The organism is Streptomyces poonensis, from assembly GCF_014650915.1.
Lineage (GTDB): Bacteria > Actinomycetota > Actinomycetes > Streptomycetales > Streptomycetaceae > Streptomyces > Streptomyces poonensis.
In genome coordinates this window covers 1-15,975 of the sequence record NZ_BMVW01000031.1, presented here as the reverse complement: position 1 = coordinate 15,975, position 15,975 = coordinate 1, and the positions used below count along the sequence as shown (strand labels likewise).

Here is a 15,975-nt window from a genome sequence, read left to right as displayed (position 1 = left end):
AACGTCACAGGTGCCCCTAGCCTGAGGAACGCAGTCGGTTCGCGTCCGGCGCCCCACCGGGCGTGCGACGGCGCGACGCAAGAGGGAACCCGGTGTGAATCCGGGACTGTCCCGCAGCGGTGAGTGGGAGCGAACGCCGTCAACGCACCGGGCTCGTCAGGGCCGGGGAAGCGACGGCGGTAGGTGTTCGCCTGGCCTGAACTTTCGGCGGACGTGCTCACGAGTCCGAAGACCTGCCACTGCGCCCGTGCGGGCAGGCGCGGGCTGTGCACGGTGACCTCGCGGACTGGGTTGACGGTACGGACGACGGCACGGCCTGCGCGTGGCCGCGTCTTCTTCCTGGTCGGCATGCGGTGTCGGAGACCGACAGGAGGACATATCCGTGATCACGCGAGCCCTCGCCGTCCGCGCCGGAACGCGGCCTGCCCACGCCCGGGGCGAGCGGAACGGGCCGTGCTGACACTCCCCGGGGAACTCCGCGCGGCACCCGGCCCGCCGGGCCCGCCGGGCCGCACCGTGTCCGGTGTCTGCCACGGCACCCTGGGCGAGCTCTACCAGGGTCCTCTGCGGGCGGCCCCTGATCCGGACATCGCAGTGGTGTCCTTCCCTGTCGACCGGCATTCGTGGGTGTACTTCACCCAGAGCACCCGGGACAATCGGAGCACCCGGGACACCCAGAGCACCCGGAGCACCCGGAGCACCCGAGACACCCCAGGCACCCCAGGCACCCGGGAATCGCACGCGCCGGGCCCGCCGCCTCTCGGAGAGAAGTCGGCGACAGCGGCCCGGCTGTTCCTGGAGCACTTCGGGCTCACCCTGCCGCCGGGCCACTGGACCACCCACTCCGACCTGCGGGTGGGGGTGGGCATGGCCAGCTCGACCGCCGACATCGTGGCGACCCTGCGCTGCCTGTTCCGGCTCTTCCACCTGCCGTACGACACGGACGTGGCGGGCCGACAGCGTGTTCCTGGATGAGTTCGCGCTCCATCTCAGCGGCCGGCACCGGGTGGTGCGGCGGCTGGGGACGGACATCGGCTTCCACACCGCCCACGTCACCGAGCCCGGCACGGTGGACACCGCAGCCGTCACCGACCTGCTGCTGGCGCACTACCGACGGCACGGCGAGGAGTACGAACGGTGCCTGGCCGAGCTGCTGAAGGGCTTCGCCTCCGGTGACCCGGCCGTCGTCGCCCGGGCGGCCACCACCAGCGCCGTCCTGTCCCAGCGGGTGCTGCCCAAGTCCACGTTCGACAGTGTGCTGGCGCACCGCGAGCGGTTCGGGGCCGACGGCGTCTTCGTCGCCCACACCGGCTCCCTGATCGGCTACCTCTTCCGCCGCCGTCCCGGCGCCGGCGTCAAGTCCGACCTGTCCGCGTTCTTCCACTCGCTCGGCCACCAGTGCTCATTCACCCAAGGAGGCTACGGGTGATCCACCCCCACATCGCCGACGCCCTGAAGGTCCCCGACCTGGTCCGGCTCACCGACGGTCTGGTCCTGATCCGGTTCGAGTCGATGAAGATCTACTCGGCGCTCGCCGCCGTCCGCCATCTGCTCGACCGGGGCACGGTCCGCCCAGGGCAGACCCTGATCGACAGCTCCAGCGGCATCTACGCCTACGCGCTCGCGCTGGCCTGCCACCGGTACGGCATGCGGTGCCACATCGTGGCGTCCACCACCGTCGACATCACGACCCGCGCCCAGTTGGAGATCCTCGGCGCCACCGTCGAACAGGTCACACCGTCGCAGAACCTCAAACTCGACCAGGAGTTACGGGTGCGGCGGGTGAAGGAGATCCTCGCCGAACGCCCCGGCTGCCACTGGATGCGGCAATACCACGACGACGTCCACTACCTCGGCTACCACGAGGTCGCCGACCGCATCACCGCCGCGTTCCCCGGCCGCCCGCTGACCGTGGTCGGCGGCGTGGGCTCCGGAGCCTCGACCGGGGGTGTCGTGGAACGTCTGAGAGCCACCGACCCCTCGGTGCGGCTGGTGGGAGTGCAGCCGTTCGGCAGCGTCACCTTCGGCAGCCAGGACCACCACGACCCGGAGGCGATCATCGCCGGCATCGGGTCGTCGATCGTCTTCGACAACGTCCGCCACCACCTCTACGACGCCGTGCACTGGCTGGACTTCACCCACGCCATGTCCGGCACGGTCGCCCTGCTGCGCGAGCACGCCGTCTTCGCCGGGCTGTCCACCGGCGCCGGGTACCTGGCCGCGACGTACGAGGCCCGCCGTCACCCCGACCGGCTGCATCTGGTGATCGGCGCCGACACCGGGCACCGCTACGTGGACCGCGTCTTCGCCCGGCACGCGGAAGCCCTCGATCCGGCGGCGCTCAAGCCCGTCGAGGTCGGCACACCCGAGGAGATGACCATGCCCTGGTCCAGGATGGCCTGGCAACGCGCCGCCTGCCCCGCGCGCTGGAAGGAGCGAGCGGCGTGAGCGTCGTCTGCCTGGAGTCCCTCACCTTCGGCCTCGGACACCTGGTCCGCGCCGCCGACGCGCTCGGCGAGCGGCTGGTCCTGCTGACCCGCGATCCCGCCTACTACGCGTACGAGCTGGACCGGTTGCCCGCGGACGCCGTCGACGTCGTCGAGACCGACACCTTCGACGTGGAGCGGGTGGCGGACGCGTTGCACCGCATTCCGGATCTGCGCGGTCTGATCAGCTCGACCGACACCTGGACGCTGGTCGGCGCCGAACTCACCGCCCGGTTCGGGCTGCCCGGACTCGACGCCGCCATCCTGCGGCTGACCCGCGACAAGGCCGCCGTGCGCAACCGGCTGCACGAGGCCGGGTTCACCCGCGGACGGGCCGTCGAGGCCACCGAGGCCAGGAGCGGGGCCGGGGCGGGGCTGCGGGAGCTGCTGCTCAAGGAGGTCGGACTGCCCGCGATCCTGAAGGACACGGCGGGCACCGGCAGCCAGAACGTCTGGCTGGTGCGCGACGAGACCGAACTGGACACGGCCCTTACCGAGGCGACCGGGCGGGACCTGAAGGGGCGGCTGTTCGCCGAGCCCTACTTCAGCGGCCCGGTGTACAGCGCCGAGACCCTCACCTGGGCGGGCAGCACCCGGCTGCTGGGTGTCTCCAGCCGGCTGATGTCGCCCGAGCCGCACTTCCGCGAGGAGATCACCGCCTTCCCCGTGGCCTTCCCGGAAGCACGGCGGGCCTCGCTGGAACGGTGGCTCGGCCAGGTGCTCGCGGCCATCGGCTACACCGACCGCTTCGCGCACGTGGAGTTCGTGCTGAGCGCCGACAGCCCGGAGGTGGTGGAGGTCAACCCCCGGATCGGGGGCGCCCTGGTGGGCGAGGGCCTGTGCCGGGCGCTCGGCGTCAACGTGTACGAGGCGATGATCGAGGCCGCGCTGGGCCGCCGCCCCGGTCTGATGGACGCGGACCCGCCCGGTGGCCCGGCCGTCGCCTTCGTCCTCGGCTACCCGGCCGCGCCGGGCGTGTTCACCGGGGTCGGCGGGCTCGACCGGCTGGCGGACATGCCGGGCTCCCCGGCCTGGTACCCGGTCAAGCAGCCCGGCGACCGCGTCGAGCACCTGGACGACAGCCGCGGGTACGCGGGCATCGTCTACGCGGAGGCCGAGACCGCCGAACTCGCCACGCACCACGCGGTGGCCGCCGCCAACGCCGTACGCGTACGCACCGAGCCGTTCCCGGTCCCCGACCCGGCGGGCCGGGGCACACAGGACACATCCGGTGGGTGAACGCGCCGGGGAGAGCGTGCGGTTGCGGGCGGCGCTGGCCACCCTCGACGGTCCACTGCGCTTCCTGCTGCTCAGCTCGTTCCTGATCCCGCTCGGCAGCTTCATGATCCTGCCGTTCATGTCGGTGTTCCTGCACGAACGGCTCGGCATGGGGCTCGGCACGGTCGGTGTGGTGCTCGCGCTGGCGTCGCTCGTGCAGTTCTCCGGCGGCATCGTGGGCGGGGCGCTCGCGGAGCGGATCGGGCTGCGCCGCACGATGCTGTGGGCGCTCGTCGTGCGCACGGCCGGGTTCGTCGGGCTGCTGCTGGCCCTGCGCTGGCCTCCGCTGGCCGTCGGCGCGCTGATCCTCACGTGCTGCGGTGCCGCGCTGTACCTCCCCGCCAACAAGGCGTACCTGGTGCGCGGGGTGGACGACGAACGCCGCCCGGCGTTCCTGTCGGCCGGCAACGCGGCCCTCAACGCGGGCATGGCGGTGGGCCCGCTGGTCGCCGGACCGTTCGTGCTGTCCTCGCCCGGCTGGCTGTTCCTGGCCGTCACGGCACTGTTCGTCCTGGTCACCGCTGGCCACGCGAGGCTTCCCGCAACGGCCGACCAGCGGCGACCGGACCCGCGGGAATCCCGGCAGGGCCTCATGGCCGGTGTGGCGGTGCTGCCGTTCGCCGCCACCGCGCTGGCCTTCTACCTGTACTTCCACTTCCAGCACTACCTGGCCGTGTACGCCGTCGAGCGGGCCTCCAGCGAGTTCTACAGTCTGGTGCTGCTGCTCTGCTTCACCCTGGTCATCGTCGTCCAGCCCCTCGCGTCCGACCGGATCCGGCGCATGCCGTACGCGGCGGCCCTCGCCGTCGGCTTCACCGGCCTCGCGGCCGGCCTGGCCGTGCTGGCCGTCGGCACCCGGCCGGCCCTCCTGGCCGGCGGCGCACTGATCACCCTCGGCGACATCGTGCTGTTCCTCAAGAGCGATCTGGAGGCGCTGCGCCGCAGCTCACGCTCCGATGCCGTCGTCTTCGGTCAGCAGCGGCTGGCCGCCGGGCTCGGCGCCGGCGCGAGCGGGCTGCTGGGTGGTCAGCTCTACGGCCTCACCGAACACGCCGGGAACACCGGCTGGTTCTGGCTGCTGGCCGCCGCCCAGTGCGCGCTGCTTCCCCCCGTGCTGCTGACCTTGCGCGGCCGCACGGCACCCCTCCCCCACAGTGACCACGACAAAGGAGCGTTGCGTACCCATGACAAGGACGGGCGGATTCCAGGACGATGACTTCTGGACCGAGTTCCACGACTTCCTGTTCTCCGAGCAGCGCCACGCCCAGGCCGCGGAGCTGCTCGACACCTCACCGCTGCTGTCCTTCCCGCCCGGGTCGCGGGTGCTGGACCTGTGCTGCGGTCCGGGGGTGTTCACCGTGCCCCTCGCCCGCCACGGCCACGACGTGACCGGGGTGGACCTGAGCCCGGCCATGCTGGACCGGGCCCGGAAACGGTCGGCCGACGCCGGCGCCGCGGTCACGTATATGCAGGCCGACGCACGCGAGTACGAGGCACCGGGCCGCTTCGACGTCGTCCTCAATCTGTTCACCTCGTTCGGGTACTTCGAGGACCCCGCCGACAACGCCCGCGTGCTGCGCACCCTGCACACCTGCCTGGCACCCGGCGGCACCCTCGTCCTGGACCTCGCCGGCAAGGAACTGCTGGCCCGCAGGGTCACCCCGCCCAAGGTGGTGCGGCGCGGTGACGACCTGATGGTGCAGACCGACACCGTGCTGGACGACTGGGCGCGGCTGCGCAGCGACTGGGTGCTGGTCCGGGGCGAGCGGGTGACCAGGGCCACGCTGGTGTGGTTCGTGTACAGCGCCGTGGAGTTGCGGGCGATGGTGGAGGAGGCGGGTTTCGGCCGGGTGGAGGTGTTCGGCGGCTTCGACGGCCGCCCTTACGACGAGGACGCCGAACGCCTGGTCCTGCGGGCGGTCCGCGAGGAGTGACGGGAGCGCGGGAGGTGTACGGCCGGGTGAAGTGACGGAGCGTGGGCGGTGAACGGCCGGGCGAGCAGGCCCTTTTGCCCTCGCTCCGGGGAACCGTACTATCACCGGGTCATCACCGCGACGGGAGACAGGAAGCCGGTGCGATTCCGGCACGGTCCCGCCACTGTGACCGGGGAGTGCACCCCTTCGACACGCCACTGCGCGCCGCGCGGGAAGGCGGGGGGAACGTCGATCCGGGAGTCAGGACACTGGCCTGTCGCGGGCCCGTTCCGAGGAGCGCGGACTCCCCAGGAGGCTTCACGTGTACGACGGCACGTCCCGTCCCCCCTTGTTCTCCCCTGCCCGCAGGCACTGGTCCCTGCGCGCCGCGGCCGCCGCCGTCGCCCTCTCGGCGGCCCTGCTGACCGCGGGCTGCGGCTCGTCACAGGACACCGCCGAGGACCCCAAGACCACGGCGTCGTCGCGCGAGGGCTTCCCCGTCACCGTCGACAACTGCGGCGTACGGACGACGTACGACAGCCCGCCGTCGCGGGTGGTCACCATCCACCAGCACCCGGCGGAACTGATGCTCGCCCTCGGGCTGAAGGACCGCATGGTGGGCACCGCCTTCCCCGACTCGGCCGTCCTGCCCGAGCTGAAGACGGACTACGAGACGATCCCCGAACTGGCGAAAAAGGAACCGTCCTTCGAGACCGTCCTGGAGGCCGAGCCGGACCTCGTCTACGGCGGTTACGGCAGCGCCTTCGCCGAGAACGAGGGCCGCTCCCGCGAGGCGTTCGCCGACGCCGGCATCGACACCCACCTCAACCGCGAGTACTGCGGCGAGAAGCGGGTGACGATGAGGGACACCTACGACGAGATCCGTACCATCGGCCGGATCTTCGGTGTCTCCGACCGGGCGGACAAGCTGGTGTCCGACCTGCGGAACCGGGTCGACAAGGCCACCACGGCCGTGAAGGGCGAGGCCGAGGTACCGGTCTTCGTGTACGACAGCGGCGACAAGGCCGCCTTCACCGCGGGCGGCAAGAGCCTGGGCACCGAACTGATCCGGCTGGCCGGCGGCCGGAACGTCTTCGCCGACCTCGACGACGTCTTCGGTGACGTCTCATGGGAACAGGTCGTCGACCGCCGGCCCGAAGTCATCGCCATCTACGACTACGCCGGCGCCGGAAGCGTCGAGCAGAAGAAGGAGTTCCTGCTCTCCCAGCCCGCCCTCGCCGACGTACCCGCCGTCAGGAACGAGCGCTTCGTCGTCCTGCCGCTGACCGCCACCCTGGTCGGCATCCGGTCCGCGTACGCCGTCGAGGACCTGGCCCGCGGGCTGCATCCCGAGAGCTTCCGGTGACGCCTCCCACCACGGACAGACCCACCGGGCCGGCCGTCCACCGGCCGCAGGCGGGCGGGAAGCGCACCGGCCGTGGCACTTCGGCCGTAACCCTTCTCGCGCTCGCCGCCCTGCTCGTGGTCTCGGTCACGGCGGGGCTCGCCATCGGCTCGGTGCACGTGCCACCCGGCCAGGTGTGGGGCATCGTGACGCACGCGCTGGGCGCCGACTGGTCGGAGGCGGACTGGTCCGAGGCACGGGAGACCATCGTGCTGGACGTACGGGCGCCGCGCGTACTGCTCGGCGCGGTGACCGGTGCCGGACTGGCGGTCGTGGGCACCGCCCTGCAGGCCCTGGTGCGCAACCCGCTCGCCGAGCCCTATCTGCTCGGGGTCTCCTCCGGGGCGTCCCTGGGCGCGGTCGCGGTGATCGTGTTCGGGGTCGGCGTGTTCGGGCCGGTGTCACTGTCGGCCGCCGCGTTCGCGGGCGCCCTGGGCGCGCTGCTGCTCGTCTACGCCACCGCCCGCACCGGCGGCCGCATCACCTCGATGCGGCTGGTTCTGTCCGGGGTGGCGATCGCCGCGGTACTCACCGCGGTACTCGACCTGCTGCTGCTGACCACCGACCGGGGCAACGAGACCCGCGCCGTGCTCGCCTGGACCCTGGGCGGCCTCGGCGGCGTCAACTGGGGCACGCTGTGGCTGCCCGGCCTGGCCACGCTGCTGGGCGTCGGCGTCCTCATGGTGCAGGCCCGCAACCTCAACCTGCTCCTCGCCGGCGAGGAGGCCGCCACCACGATGGGGCTGGACGTGGCGCGCTTCCGCGCCCGCATGTTCGTGCTGCTCTCCCTCATCACGGGCGTCCTGGTCGCGGCGGCCGGACCGATCGGCTTCGTCGGCCTGATGCTGCCGCACATCGTGCGCCTGTTCGTCGGCGGCGACCACCGCCGGGTGCTGCCGACCGCCGCGCTGGGCGGCGCGGTCTTCCTCGTCTGGGCCGACGTCGCCGCGCGCACGGTCGCCGCGCCCATGGAGATACCCGTCGGCGTGCTGACGGCCCTGTGCGGCGGGCCGTTCTTCCTGTGGCTGATGCGCCGCGACGCCCGGCGCGGCACCGATCGAGGAGTGGCATGAAGGCGACGAACGGCATGAAGGCGACGAACGGCATGCCGGCGACCGACCTCGCCCTCGACAGCGTCACGCTGACCGCGGGCGCCCGCCACCTGGTCAAGGACGTCACCCTGACAGCCCGTCCGGGCGAGACCATCGGACTCGTGGGCCCCAACGGCAGCGGCAAGTCCAGCCTCCTGCGCGCCGTCTACCGCGTGCTGCGCCCCGACACCGGTCAGGTCCTGGTCGACGGCACGAACGCCTGGTCACTTCCCGTGCGGCAACTGGCCCGTACGGTGGCGGCGGTGGTGCAGGAGCCGGGCGCCGACGTCGACCTCACGGTCCGGGAGGTCGTCGCCATGGGCCGCACCCCGCACAAGCGGCTGCTCGACGGCGACACCCCCGAGGACGCCGAGCTGATCGAGTCGGCGCTGAGGTCGGCGGACGCCACCCACCTGGCCGCCCGCCCCTTCGACCGGCTCTCCGGCGGCGAACGCCAGCGCGTACTCATCGCCCGCGCCCTCGCCCAGCAGCCATCGCTCCTCGTCCTGGACGAGCCGACCAACCACCTCGACATCCGCCACCGGCTGGCAATCCTTGGCACCCTGCGCCGTCTGCCCGCCACCGTCCTCGTCGCCCTGCACGACCTCAACCTCGCCGCGTACTACTGCGACCGCCTCTACGTCCTGCACGACGGTGAGATCACCGCCTCCGGCCCGCCCGCCGAAGTCCTCACCGCCCCGCTGCTGGCCCGGGTCTACGGGGTCACAGCCGAGGTCGCGATCCATCCCCGTACAGGAGCCCCCCAGGTGACCTTCGTCCCCGGGGAGCCGCTGCCGGACCGTGACGGCGGGCCCGGTGTCTCTCCCCACCGGGTATGACCATCAGCCCTACGGGCTCTTCGGCTCTTCCGCCCGATGTGGTCGACCGGCGGGCATGACGCTCAGGGAAGACGACGGTGATACGGGCGCGGGGACCTGCCGTCTGCGGCGTTCGCGGTCGACGCGGCTCGGGTGGCGGGTCGTCGACGGCGGTGGCTCGGCGCCCGCGACGCTGTTCGCGCCGCGGGCCAGGGCCTTCGGGTATGGAGGCGCACTTACGGGAGGACGATGTCGCGGCCGGGTCCGCCTTCGAGGGAGTCCTTTCCGGTGCCACCGCAGACGAGGTCGTCGCCGCCTTCGCCGTCCAGTGTGTCGTTGCCGGGGCCGCCGAGGAGGATGTCGCGGCCGTCCCCGCCCATGGCGTGGTCGTCGCCGGGGCCGGCGTGCACGGTGTCGTCACCGCCGTAGCCCTCGATCATGTCGTCGCCCCGGCCGCCCCACATCTGCTGGTTGCTGCTGTCACCCATCAGGTGGTCCATGCCGTCGCCGCCGTGCAGGGCGGCGGGTCCCATGACCATGTCGTTCCCCGCGCCGCCCAGCACCGTGCGTGCGGTGTGGGCGTGCAGTTCGTCGTCGCCGGGGCCGCCGTTGACGGTGCCGATCCCGGGGGTGAAGGCGGCGATCGTGTCGTTGCCGTCGCCGAGGAGGACGTCGATCCTGTCGGGCCGGGAACTGTCGGCGGGCAGTTCGCAGACGACGGAGGTGGTGTCCTCGGCTCTGGAGTACGCACAGTGGTCGCCCGGTTCGAGCGGGACCACGTCGCTGAAGCCGATCCGCCGGATTCCGTCGCTGGTGTACATGGAGAATATGTTGAGGTTGTTGGCCTGCCCTGCAGCGGCGGTGAAGACGATCGACTGAGTTGCCCAGTCGGCTCCGACGCGGGCCTTCGCCTCGGTGGCGGTGGCGGCGGCTGCCGGGCCGACGGCTAAGCCGGCGGTGAACAGGGTCACGGCGACCGCGCTGACGGCGGCTCGGTTTCGGTTCACGAGACCTCATCTCGGTGGAGTGACGGTGGACCGACCTGCTTGGCGTGGTGCTGCCGGGGACCGGGCGGACCCGGGCGTGAAGGCAGTCTCCCCTGCTGGCCCGGATCTGCGAGACCGTGATTTGACGCGGCGTCATGGTAAGCCGATGTCCCTCTGGATGCGATGGTTGGGCTTTTTTTGGTCAGGCGTGTTCCCGGTGTCGCCGTGGCAGGGTTTGCTGGCTCATTCCTGGCTCAGCGGCGGGGAGTCGGCCGACGCAGTCGAGGGTTGGGACTGCCGGAGGAGCGGAAGGCGGCTGCCCGGGTGCGGGTGGGTCGGGTTTCGCCCTCAGGTGGGACGGATCGCGGTCCGACTCGCCGAGGCGGAGGCGGTGTGGGAGCGTCGGGTGATCGACCGGGAGAAAGCTCGTCGAGGCCCTGGCCGCTCCGGACATGGCGGGAGTGCCCGCTGCGGGTGCGCGGGGCGGTATCGGCGGTGGTCGAGGAGGCCCTTGGCGAGGGGGCTGTCGTGCCGCACTGGCACGAGGCGGCGACCGTGGAGGTGCTCGCGGTGGACCACCGGCGGATCGTCGAGCTGGTGGCCGCTACGTGGGTGAGGGCGGAGGGCTCGGCCGGGAAACCATCATCAGTGGCGAACTGGCGACGGGCGAGCCGCAGCCCGGGCCGCCCGCTCACCGCGGGGCAGCCCGGGCCGGAACAGCCGTGTCAGCAGACGTGGAACGGACCCGGGCGTGATCAGCCAGGCCTCCTCTCCAAGGCCTGGCTGACGGTCCACCGGGAAGTGTTCCGGCACCTGGTCCCCGAGCGTCTTGGGGCCGCGGCGGCGGCCCAGGTGAGTTGGAGCGCGCCGAGGCTGTTCTGCGTTGCCGGTGACTTCCCTCGCTACGGCATCCATGCTCCAGTGCCGCCGGTTCGGAGCCGAGGAGTACGCACCTTCCCGCTGCGTGCCATCGGCCGCGTTCCCCGCCCGACGCGCCGTACAGTCACAGCTCCTACCAGGCGACTTGCCCGGCGAGGCCGACTTGGGTGTACGGAAGCACACCATCGGGACCTGGGATCTCGCATGTTGTGGAACTGGACAGCCCTCACGCCAGAACCACGTCGCCATGCTGCGAACGCCCCTCCCTGGCATCGCCCGCACACGGTCCAGGCCGCGTCCTCGCTTCCCGGTCCCGGGAACGGTTCTGACTCCCGGCTCACGGCAGAGTCCCTGCTCGCCACCCACCCCTGTAATCAACTTTGTTTGTTTCATTGACATTTCACTCAGAAGACCTACCGTTGGGAGCGCTCCCATAACAGCCTTGAAACTGGAAGGAGTTCCCCCCACATGCGCAATCAGAGTCCGTTAACCGGGCGTTCGCGGTCGTCCCTCCGCCGGCCTCTCCAGGCGCTCGTCATGCTGTTCGCCGTGGTTGTCGGCGCACTGGCCTGGTCGGCCCCCGCCCAGGCTCACGGCACCATCGTCAACCCCGCCTCCCGCGCGTACCAGTGCTGGAAGACGTGGGGCAGCAACCACACGAGCCCGGCCATGCAGACCGAAGACCCCATGTGTTGGCAGGCATTCCAGGCCAACTCCGACACCATGTGGAACTGGATGAGCGCGCTCCGCGACGGCCTCGGTGGCCAGTTCCAGGCGCGGACCCCCGACGGGACGCTCTGCAGCAACAACCTGTCGAGGAACGCCAGCCTGGACAAGCCCGGGCAGTGGAAGACGACCAACATCAGCAACAACTTCACGGTCCAGCTGCACGACCAGGCGTCCCACGGTGCCGACTACTTCAAGGTCTACGTGAGCAAGCAGGGCTTCAACCCCAAGACCCAGACCCTGGGCTGGGGCAACCTCGACTTCATCACGCAGACCGGCCGCTTCGCCCCGGCACAGAACATCACGTTCCCCGTCCAGACCTCCGGCTACACCGGACACCACATCCTGTTCGTGATCTGGCAGGCCTCGCACCTCGACCAGGCCTACATGTGGTGCAGCGACGTGAACTTCGGCTGAGCCGGGGAGCGCCGCACACGGCACCGGCCTCCGCCGGGCGCCGGTAACCCGCCGCCCGGCCGACCGAGCTCCGTCGGGGCAGGGGACTTATGTGGTCACCCTGCCCCGACGGGGCTTCCTGCGCTCCTAGTAGGACTCCGTTACTGAGGGTTTGTCGGACCGGCAGGCGGCCGCCGCGGTCCGGGCACGCATCGACTGGAAGTTCCTGCTGGGCCTGGAGCTGACCGATCCCGGATGCGACTTCTCGCTGCTGAGCGAGTTCCGCGACCGCAACATCGCCGGCGGCCACCCGGAGCATGTCCTCGACGTAACTCTGGACCGACTGCTCGAGGCGGGCCTGCTCAAACGACCGGGACGGCAGCGCACCGACTCCTTCGGCGCTTCGGACATCACGTGCCTCCGCACGCAGTCTCCGCCCTTCACCTTCGCGTCCATCGGGTACAGCGGCTGAGGGAACTCCCCACCGCTCACTCCCCCAGAAGTTGCTCCAAAACCTGAGCCTCGGTCCTGGCCCAACTCCTGGGATGTGGCCGCTTCGATGACTGTTGAGCTTGTCCGTGGCCCTTCGGGATACGCCGTCCGCGCCCTCACGGAGCGCAGGCATCAGCTATCGAAAGGCTGCTCTCGTAGAGATGGTGTCGGCTGATCCTGCCGTGCTCGTCGGTGAGGTGCAGCGCGAACGGGCCCTCGAAGGACTTTTCCGTCGCGCATACGGTCCCCGACACATGCTCCATCAGAACGGCGTCGGTACCGTCGACAAGGGAAGTATCGACGGAGGCTCGTGCGTCCTCGGGCACGGTGTTCTCCATCGACTCCGTTGAACTGAGCGGCGCGTTCGGCGGTGGTGGAGCGCGGGCGGATCCACGGGACGGCGGGGTTCTCGGCGAGCGACCAGTCGACCTCGTCGGCGAGGAGCGCGGTGAGCCGTCCCGTGCCCCCGGCCAGTCGAGCGGCAAGGAGCTCCTGCACGACGGCCCGGGTGGCCTCTGACGTAGAACTCTGCACGACAGCACCGGACTTGACGGGCATGGCACTCCTCAAGGCTGCGGCGCGATCCCGACGGGGTTCCGTCGATGTGCCCGATCCTGCTAGGATCTGTCCGGCCGATCATGGTTGTGGGCTGTCAGGCATGATGCCCGCCGCGCACTCCAGGCTGAGTGACGTCGCCGCCTCGTGGACTCGGCTGCGTGCGGAGGACGGCGAGGTCATCGACGCGGAGATCGCGGACGCGATCGTGGGTGATCTGGCTGCCCTTGTCAGCAGCGCCCGGCGCCAGAACCAGAGCGTCTACTGCTGGGTCGCATAGCAGTTCATGTCCGAAGCCAGATCGTGACGGCCGCCGCGATGGCAGTGCCGAGGAAGACGTAACCGCGCTTGCCGTAGCGAGTGGCGACCGTCCGGGACTGCTTCAGGAAGCTGATCGCCCGCTCGACGGTGTTGCGTTTCTTGTAGCGGAGCTCATCGAAGCCGGGCGGCCGTCCACCGCGTGCACCTATGATTCGGACCATTCCCGGGCCAACGACTGCACGAACCCCCCAGATTCACTATGTGCGCAGGTCAGCAATGCATTGCCGCTGCACCACCAGCAGACGAAGAACATTCTTAGTTCTTGAGAAGCCGAGCTTCTGAGGGCTGTCAGCAAGTCCGCTGAACTGAGCTCAGGGCCGACGCCGGAACGGGGCGAGCGTGGCGCGCACGAGGGCGGCGGCGCCCCAGTCGGGGTCGAACTGGGCGATCACGGCCAGGTGCTGGCGTAGCTGGAGGATCGGCATGCGTTCGCGCCAGTCGCGGTCGAGCCCGGTCAGCTCGGCGTAGAGCTCGAAGAACACGTGCGCCTCGGGCGGCGGCATCGTCGTCCACAGGTGGGCCAGGTCGACCTCGGCCCACGTGTACGACACGGCCGGGTCGATCAGCGCGGGCCGCCCGTCGGGGGTGGCCATGGCGTTCAGCGCCCACAGGTCGCCGTGCGTCAGGCACGCGGGCCTGACCGGCAGCAGCTCGGGCAGCCGGTCGCACAGCCGCTCCAGCGCCGCCCGGTCCGCGGCGTCGAGCGCCTCCTGGACGCGACGCTCGCCGAGCCAGCGCAGCAGACGGTGCCGGGCGAAGAACTCGAACCCGTCGTCATCCCAGGTGTTGACCTGCCGACGACGGCCCAGCCAGTTGTCCCGGTGCCACCCGAACCGGGGGTACCGCGTGGTGGTGTGCAGGTGGGCGAGCGCATGCGCGAGCTGCTCCCAGAAGGCCTCGGTGCCCGGCCGGGGCCGCAGCACGGACAGCACGAGCAGGTCGCGGTCCGTGAGGATGATCTCCGGCGTGGCGACGCCGCCCGCCTTGCGCAGCACGGTGAGCCCTTCGGCCTCCGCGGCGAAGGCGTCGTCCGACGGCGGCTCACCGAACGCCTTGACGAACACCGACGTGCCGTCACCGCGGCGCGCGAGCCCCGCCGTCGCGGCGAGGCCTCCAGTGGCCGGCTCGACGGCGACAACGTCGGTCAGGCCGGCCGCATGCAGGCGTTCGAGCAGGAAGGACGTCGATTCTGTCACGGGTGTGCTTCTCTCTGCCGGTCTCTCTGTCGGTCACGGATCAAGGCCGTCCGCAGTCTGTCGAGCATCGCCCGCTGGTGGAAAGCGAAGATCAACCGGTAGGGGTGGCTGTTGTCGTAGTCGACGGGGACCCTGAGGATGAAGCTGCGGCTCTTACCACCGCTCTGGATCGTGCGCGTACCGCTCGCCGGAGTCGGGGTGCTGCCCCGTCCGCCGCCACCGGACGACAGCTTGATCGGCTGCCATTGCTGGTTGACGCCGCCCCAGTCGGTGTACTGGACGACGTTGCCGCCGTCGGCGGTCGAGGCGCCGGCCACGTCGAGGACCTTGTCCGAATGCCGGGCCTCGAGGCGGTAGAAGCCGTTGCCGGAGTCCACGAAGTGCCACTGCTGGTCGGCTCCGTCGTTGCGCGTCCACTGGCTGACCCGCGCGCCGTCGGCGGTGGACGCGCCGGAGACGTCCACCGCCTTGCCGCTGTTGCGATCGACCATGACGTACCAGGCATTGGTGTCCATTGTCGCCGCCCCCACGGGCGCCGCATTCACCCCGACGAGATGCCGATCGCGAGGGTCGCCGCCACCACGGCGGCGACCCGGGACCATCAGCGATGTCTTCGTGGAGGGACGAGGGAAGCCACACCGCAGGCCGTCATCGATTCATCCTTTCGCTTGCAGCAGGCCCTTTCAGGTTCAGGTGCGGGTCCAGCGCTGGTTGCTGCCGTTCGAGCAGGAGTAGAGCTGGATCAGGGTGCCGTTGGCGGTGCCGTTTCCGACGGCGTCGAGGCAGAGGCCGGACTGGACGCCGACAATGGACCCGTCGGAGTTCAGGCGCCACTTCTGGTTGTCGGCGCCCCAGCAGCTGTAGATCTGGACCTTGGCGCCGTTGCCGGTGCCGGCGGCGTCCAGGCACTTGTTGCCGTAGACCCTGAGTTCACCGGCGGCGGTGTACTCCCACTGCTGGTTGGTGTTGCTGTGGCAGTCCCACAGCTGGACCTGGGTGCCGTCGGCGGTACTGGCGCTGGGCACGTCCAGGCAGCGGCCCGAACCGACGCCCTTGATCTGTCCGCCGTCCGCCGGGGGCGTGGTGGAGCCGCCGTTGAGGGCGTTGAGGACGGCGGTGTAAGCGGGCTTCTTGCTGCCGTCGTTGTTGAACAGCAGCGGCGTGTCCGACGCGCGCCAGGAGTCGCTGTCGCGCACGCCCCAGACGGTGACGCCGAGGCAGCGGGCGACGGCCAGGCAGTCGTTGACCACGTTGGCGTAGGTCGTGGCCGAGGCGCCCTGGATGTCGAGCTCGGTGACGGCCACGTCGACGCCGAGGGCGGCGAAGTTCTGCAGGGTGGTGCGGAAGTTGCTGTTGTAGGGGCTGCCACTGTTGAAGTGCGACTGGAAGCCGACGCAGTCGATCGGCACGCCGCGCTGCTTGAAGTCCCGGAC

At 70.6% G+C, this 15,975-nt stretch carries 15 protein-coding genes, 3 pseudogenes and 2 riboswitches; of the genes and pseudogenes, 12 read left to right on the top strand and 6 right to left on the bottom strand.

Annotation, left to right across the window (positions count from 1 at the left end; genetic code table 11):
- Positions 1-82 precede the first annotated feature (82 nt).
- Positions 83-235: riboswitch (cobalamin riboswitch) on the top strand.
- Between the two features lie 218 nt (positions 236-453).
- From IE242_RS38460 to IE242_RS36820, 9 genes are all read left to right on the top strand, one after another.
- Positions 454-975: a GHMP family kinase ATP-binding protein gene (locus tag IE242_RS38460; RefSeq protein ID WP_229859987.1), complete on the top strand. Its 522-nt coding sequence runs from the start codon at positions 454-456 to the stop codon at positions 973-975.
- Positions 962-1,429, top strand: coding sequence for a hypothetical protein (locus IE242_RS38455; RefSeq protein ID WP_229859985.1), 468 nt, complete (start codon positions 962-964; stop codon positions 1,427-1,429). The genes IE242_RS38460 and IE242_RS38455 overlap by 14 nt, the downstream gene beginning before the upstream one ends.
- Complete coding sequence (locus IE242_RS36850; RefSeq protein WP_189867367.1) at positions 1,426-2,448, top strand: cysteine synthase family protein; 1,023 nt, start codon at positions 1,426-1,428, stop codon at positions 2,446-2,448. The genes IE242_RS38455 and IE242_RS36850 overlap by 4 nt, the downstream gene beginning before the upstream one ends.
- Positions 2,445-3,725: an ATP-grasp domain-containing protein gene (locus tag IE242_RS36845; protein ID WP_189867365.1), complete on the top strand. Its 1,281-nt coding sequence runs from the start codon at positions 2,445-2,447 to the stop codon at positions 3,723-3,725. The genes IE242_RS36850 and IE242_RS36845 overlap by 4 nt, the downstream gene beginning before the upstream one ends.
- Positions 3,718-4,980, top strand: coding sequence for an MFS transporter (locus IE242_RS36840; RefSeq protein ID WP_189867363.1), 1,263 nt, complete (start codon positions 3,718-3,720; stop codon positions 4,978-4,980). Before IE242_RS36845 ends, IE242_RS36840 begins: the two co-directional genes overlap by 8 nt.
- Positions 4,949-5,698 carry a class I SAM-dependent methyltransferase gene (locus tag IE242_RS36835; RefSeq protein WP_189867361.1) on the top strand — a complete coding sequence of 250 codons (750 nt, stop codon included), beginning with the start codon at positions 4,949-4,951 and terminating at the stop codon, positions 5,696-5,698. The genes IE242_RS36840 and IE242_RS36835 overlap by 32 nt, the downstream gene beginning before the upstream one ends.
- An 89-nt stretch (positions 5,699-5,787) precedes the next feature.
- Positions 5,788-5,969: riboswitch (cobalamin riboswitch) on the top strand.
- A 30-nt stretch (positions 5,970-5,999) separates the two neighbouring features.
- Entirely contained in the window at positions 6,000-7,043 is a 1,044-nt protein-coding gene (locus IE242_RS36830; RefSeq protein ID WP_189867359.1) for an ABC transporter substrate-binding protein, read from the top strand.
- Complete coding sequence (locus IE242_RS36825) at positions 7,040-8,155, top strand: FecCD family ABC transporter permease (RefSeq protein WP_189867357.1); 1,116 nt, start codon at positions 7,040-7,042, stop codon at positions 8,153-8,155. The genes IE242_RS36830 and IE242_RS36825 overlap by 4 nt, the downstream gene beginning before the upstream one ends.
- Positions 8,152-9,012 (top strand): ABC transporter ATP-binding protein, encoded by an 861-nt coding sequence (locus tag IE242_RS36820; RefSeq protein WP_444545848.1) that lies wholly within the window; start codon positions 8,152-8,154, stop codon positions 9,010-9,012. The genes IE242_RS36825 and IE242_RS36820 overlap by 4 nt, the downstream gene beginning before the upstream one ends.
- Before the next feature lie 215 nt (positions 9,013-9,227).
- Here IE242_RS36820 and IE242_RS36815 read toward each other — a convergent pair whose 3' ends face one another.
- A complete protein-coding gene (locus IE242_RS36815; protein ID WP_189867355.1) occupies positions 9,228-9,998 on the bottom strand; it encodes a calcium-binding protein in 771 nt (256 codons plus the stop codon).
- A 1,326-nt stretch (positions 9,999-11,324) separates the two neighbouring features.
- Between IE242_RS36815 and IE242_RS36810 the strand changes: the two genes are divergently transcribed.
- Both IE242_RS36810 and IE242_RS36805 read left to right on the top strand, forming a co-directional pair.
- The gene (locus IE242_RS36810) at positions 11,325-11,999 is read left to right on the top strand and encodes a lytic polysaccharide monooxygenase auxiliary activity family 9 protein (RefSeq protein ID WP_506417261.1); all 675 of its coding nucleotides are present in this window, start codon (positions 11,325-11,327) and stop codon (positions 11,997-11,999) included.
- Between the two features lie 145 nt (positions 12,000-12,144).
- Positions 12,145-12,372: pseudogene (locus IE242_RS36805) on the top strand (transposase); the annotation flags it as partial.
- Between the two features lie 214 nt (positions 12,373-12,586).
- Here IE242_RS36805 and IE242_RS36800 read toward each other — a convergent pair.
- Positions 12,587-13,028, bottom strand: a pseudogene (locus IE242_RS36800) (nuclear transport factor 2 family protein).
- 100 nt (positions 13,029-13,128) lie between these two features.
- Here IE242_RS36800 and IE242_RS36795 point away from each other — a divergent pair.
- Positions 13,129-13,305 carry a hypothetical protein gene (locus IE242_RS36795; RefSeq protein WP_189867396.1) on the top strand — a complete coding sequence of 59 codons (177 nt, stop codon included), beginning with the start codon at positions 13,129-13,131 and terminating at the stop codon, positions 13,303-13,305.
- Between the two features lie 4 nt (positions 13,306-13,309).
- On the opposite strand, the gene IE242_RS36790 is transcribed toward IE242_RS36795, so the two are convergent.
- From IE242_RS36790 to IE242_RS36775, 4 genes and pseudogenes are all read right to left on the bottom strand, one after another.
- Positions 13,310-13,507: a transposase gene (locus IE242_RS36790; RefSeq protein ID WP_189867351.1), complete on the bottom strand. Its 198-nt coding sequence runs from the start codon at positions 13,505-13,507 to the stop codon at positions 13,310-13,312.
- Positions 13,508-13,657: 150 nt separating this feature from the next.
- The gene (locus IE242_RS36785) at positions 13,658-14,542 is read right to left on the bottom strand and encodes a fructosamine kinase family protein (RefSeq protein WP_189867349.1); all 885 of its coding nucleotides are present in this window, start codon (positions 14,540-14,542) and stop codon (positions 13,658-13,660) included.
- A gap of 71 nt (positions 14,543-14,613) precedes the next feature.
- Positions 14,614-15,125 (bottom strand): annotated as a pseudogene (locus IE242_RS36780) (RICIN domain-containing protein); the annotation flags it as partial.
- A gap of 106 nt (positions 15,126-15,231) precedes the next feature.
- Positions 15,232-15,975: ricin-type beta-trefoil lectin domain protein (locus tag IE242_RS36775; RefSeq protein ID WP_189867347.1), on the bottom strand; the 744-nt coding region annotated here is incomplete at its 5' end.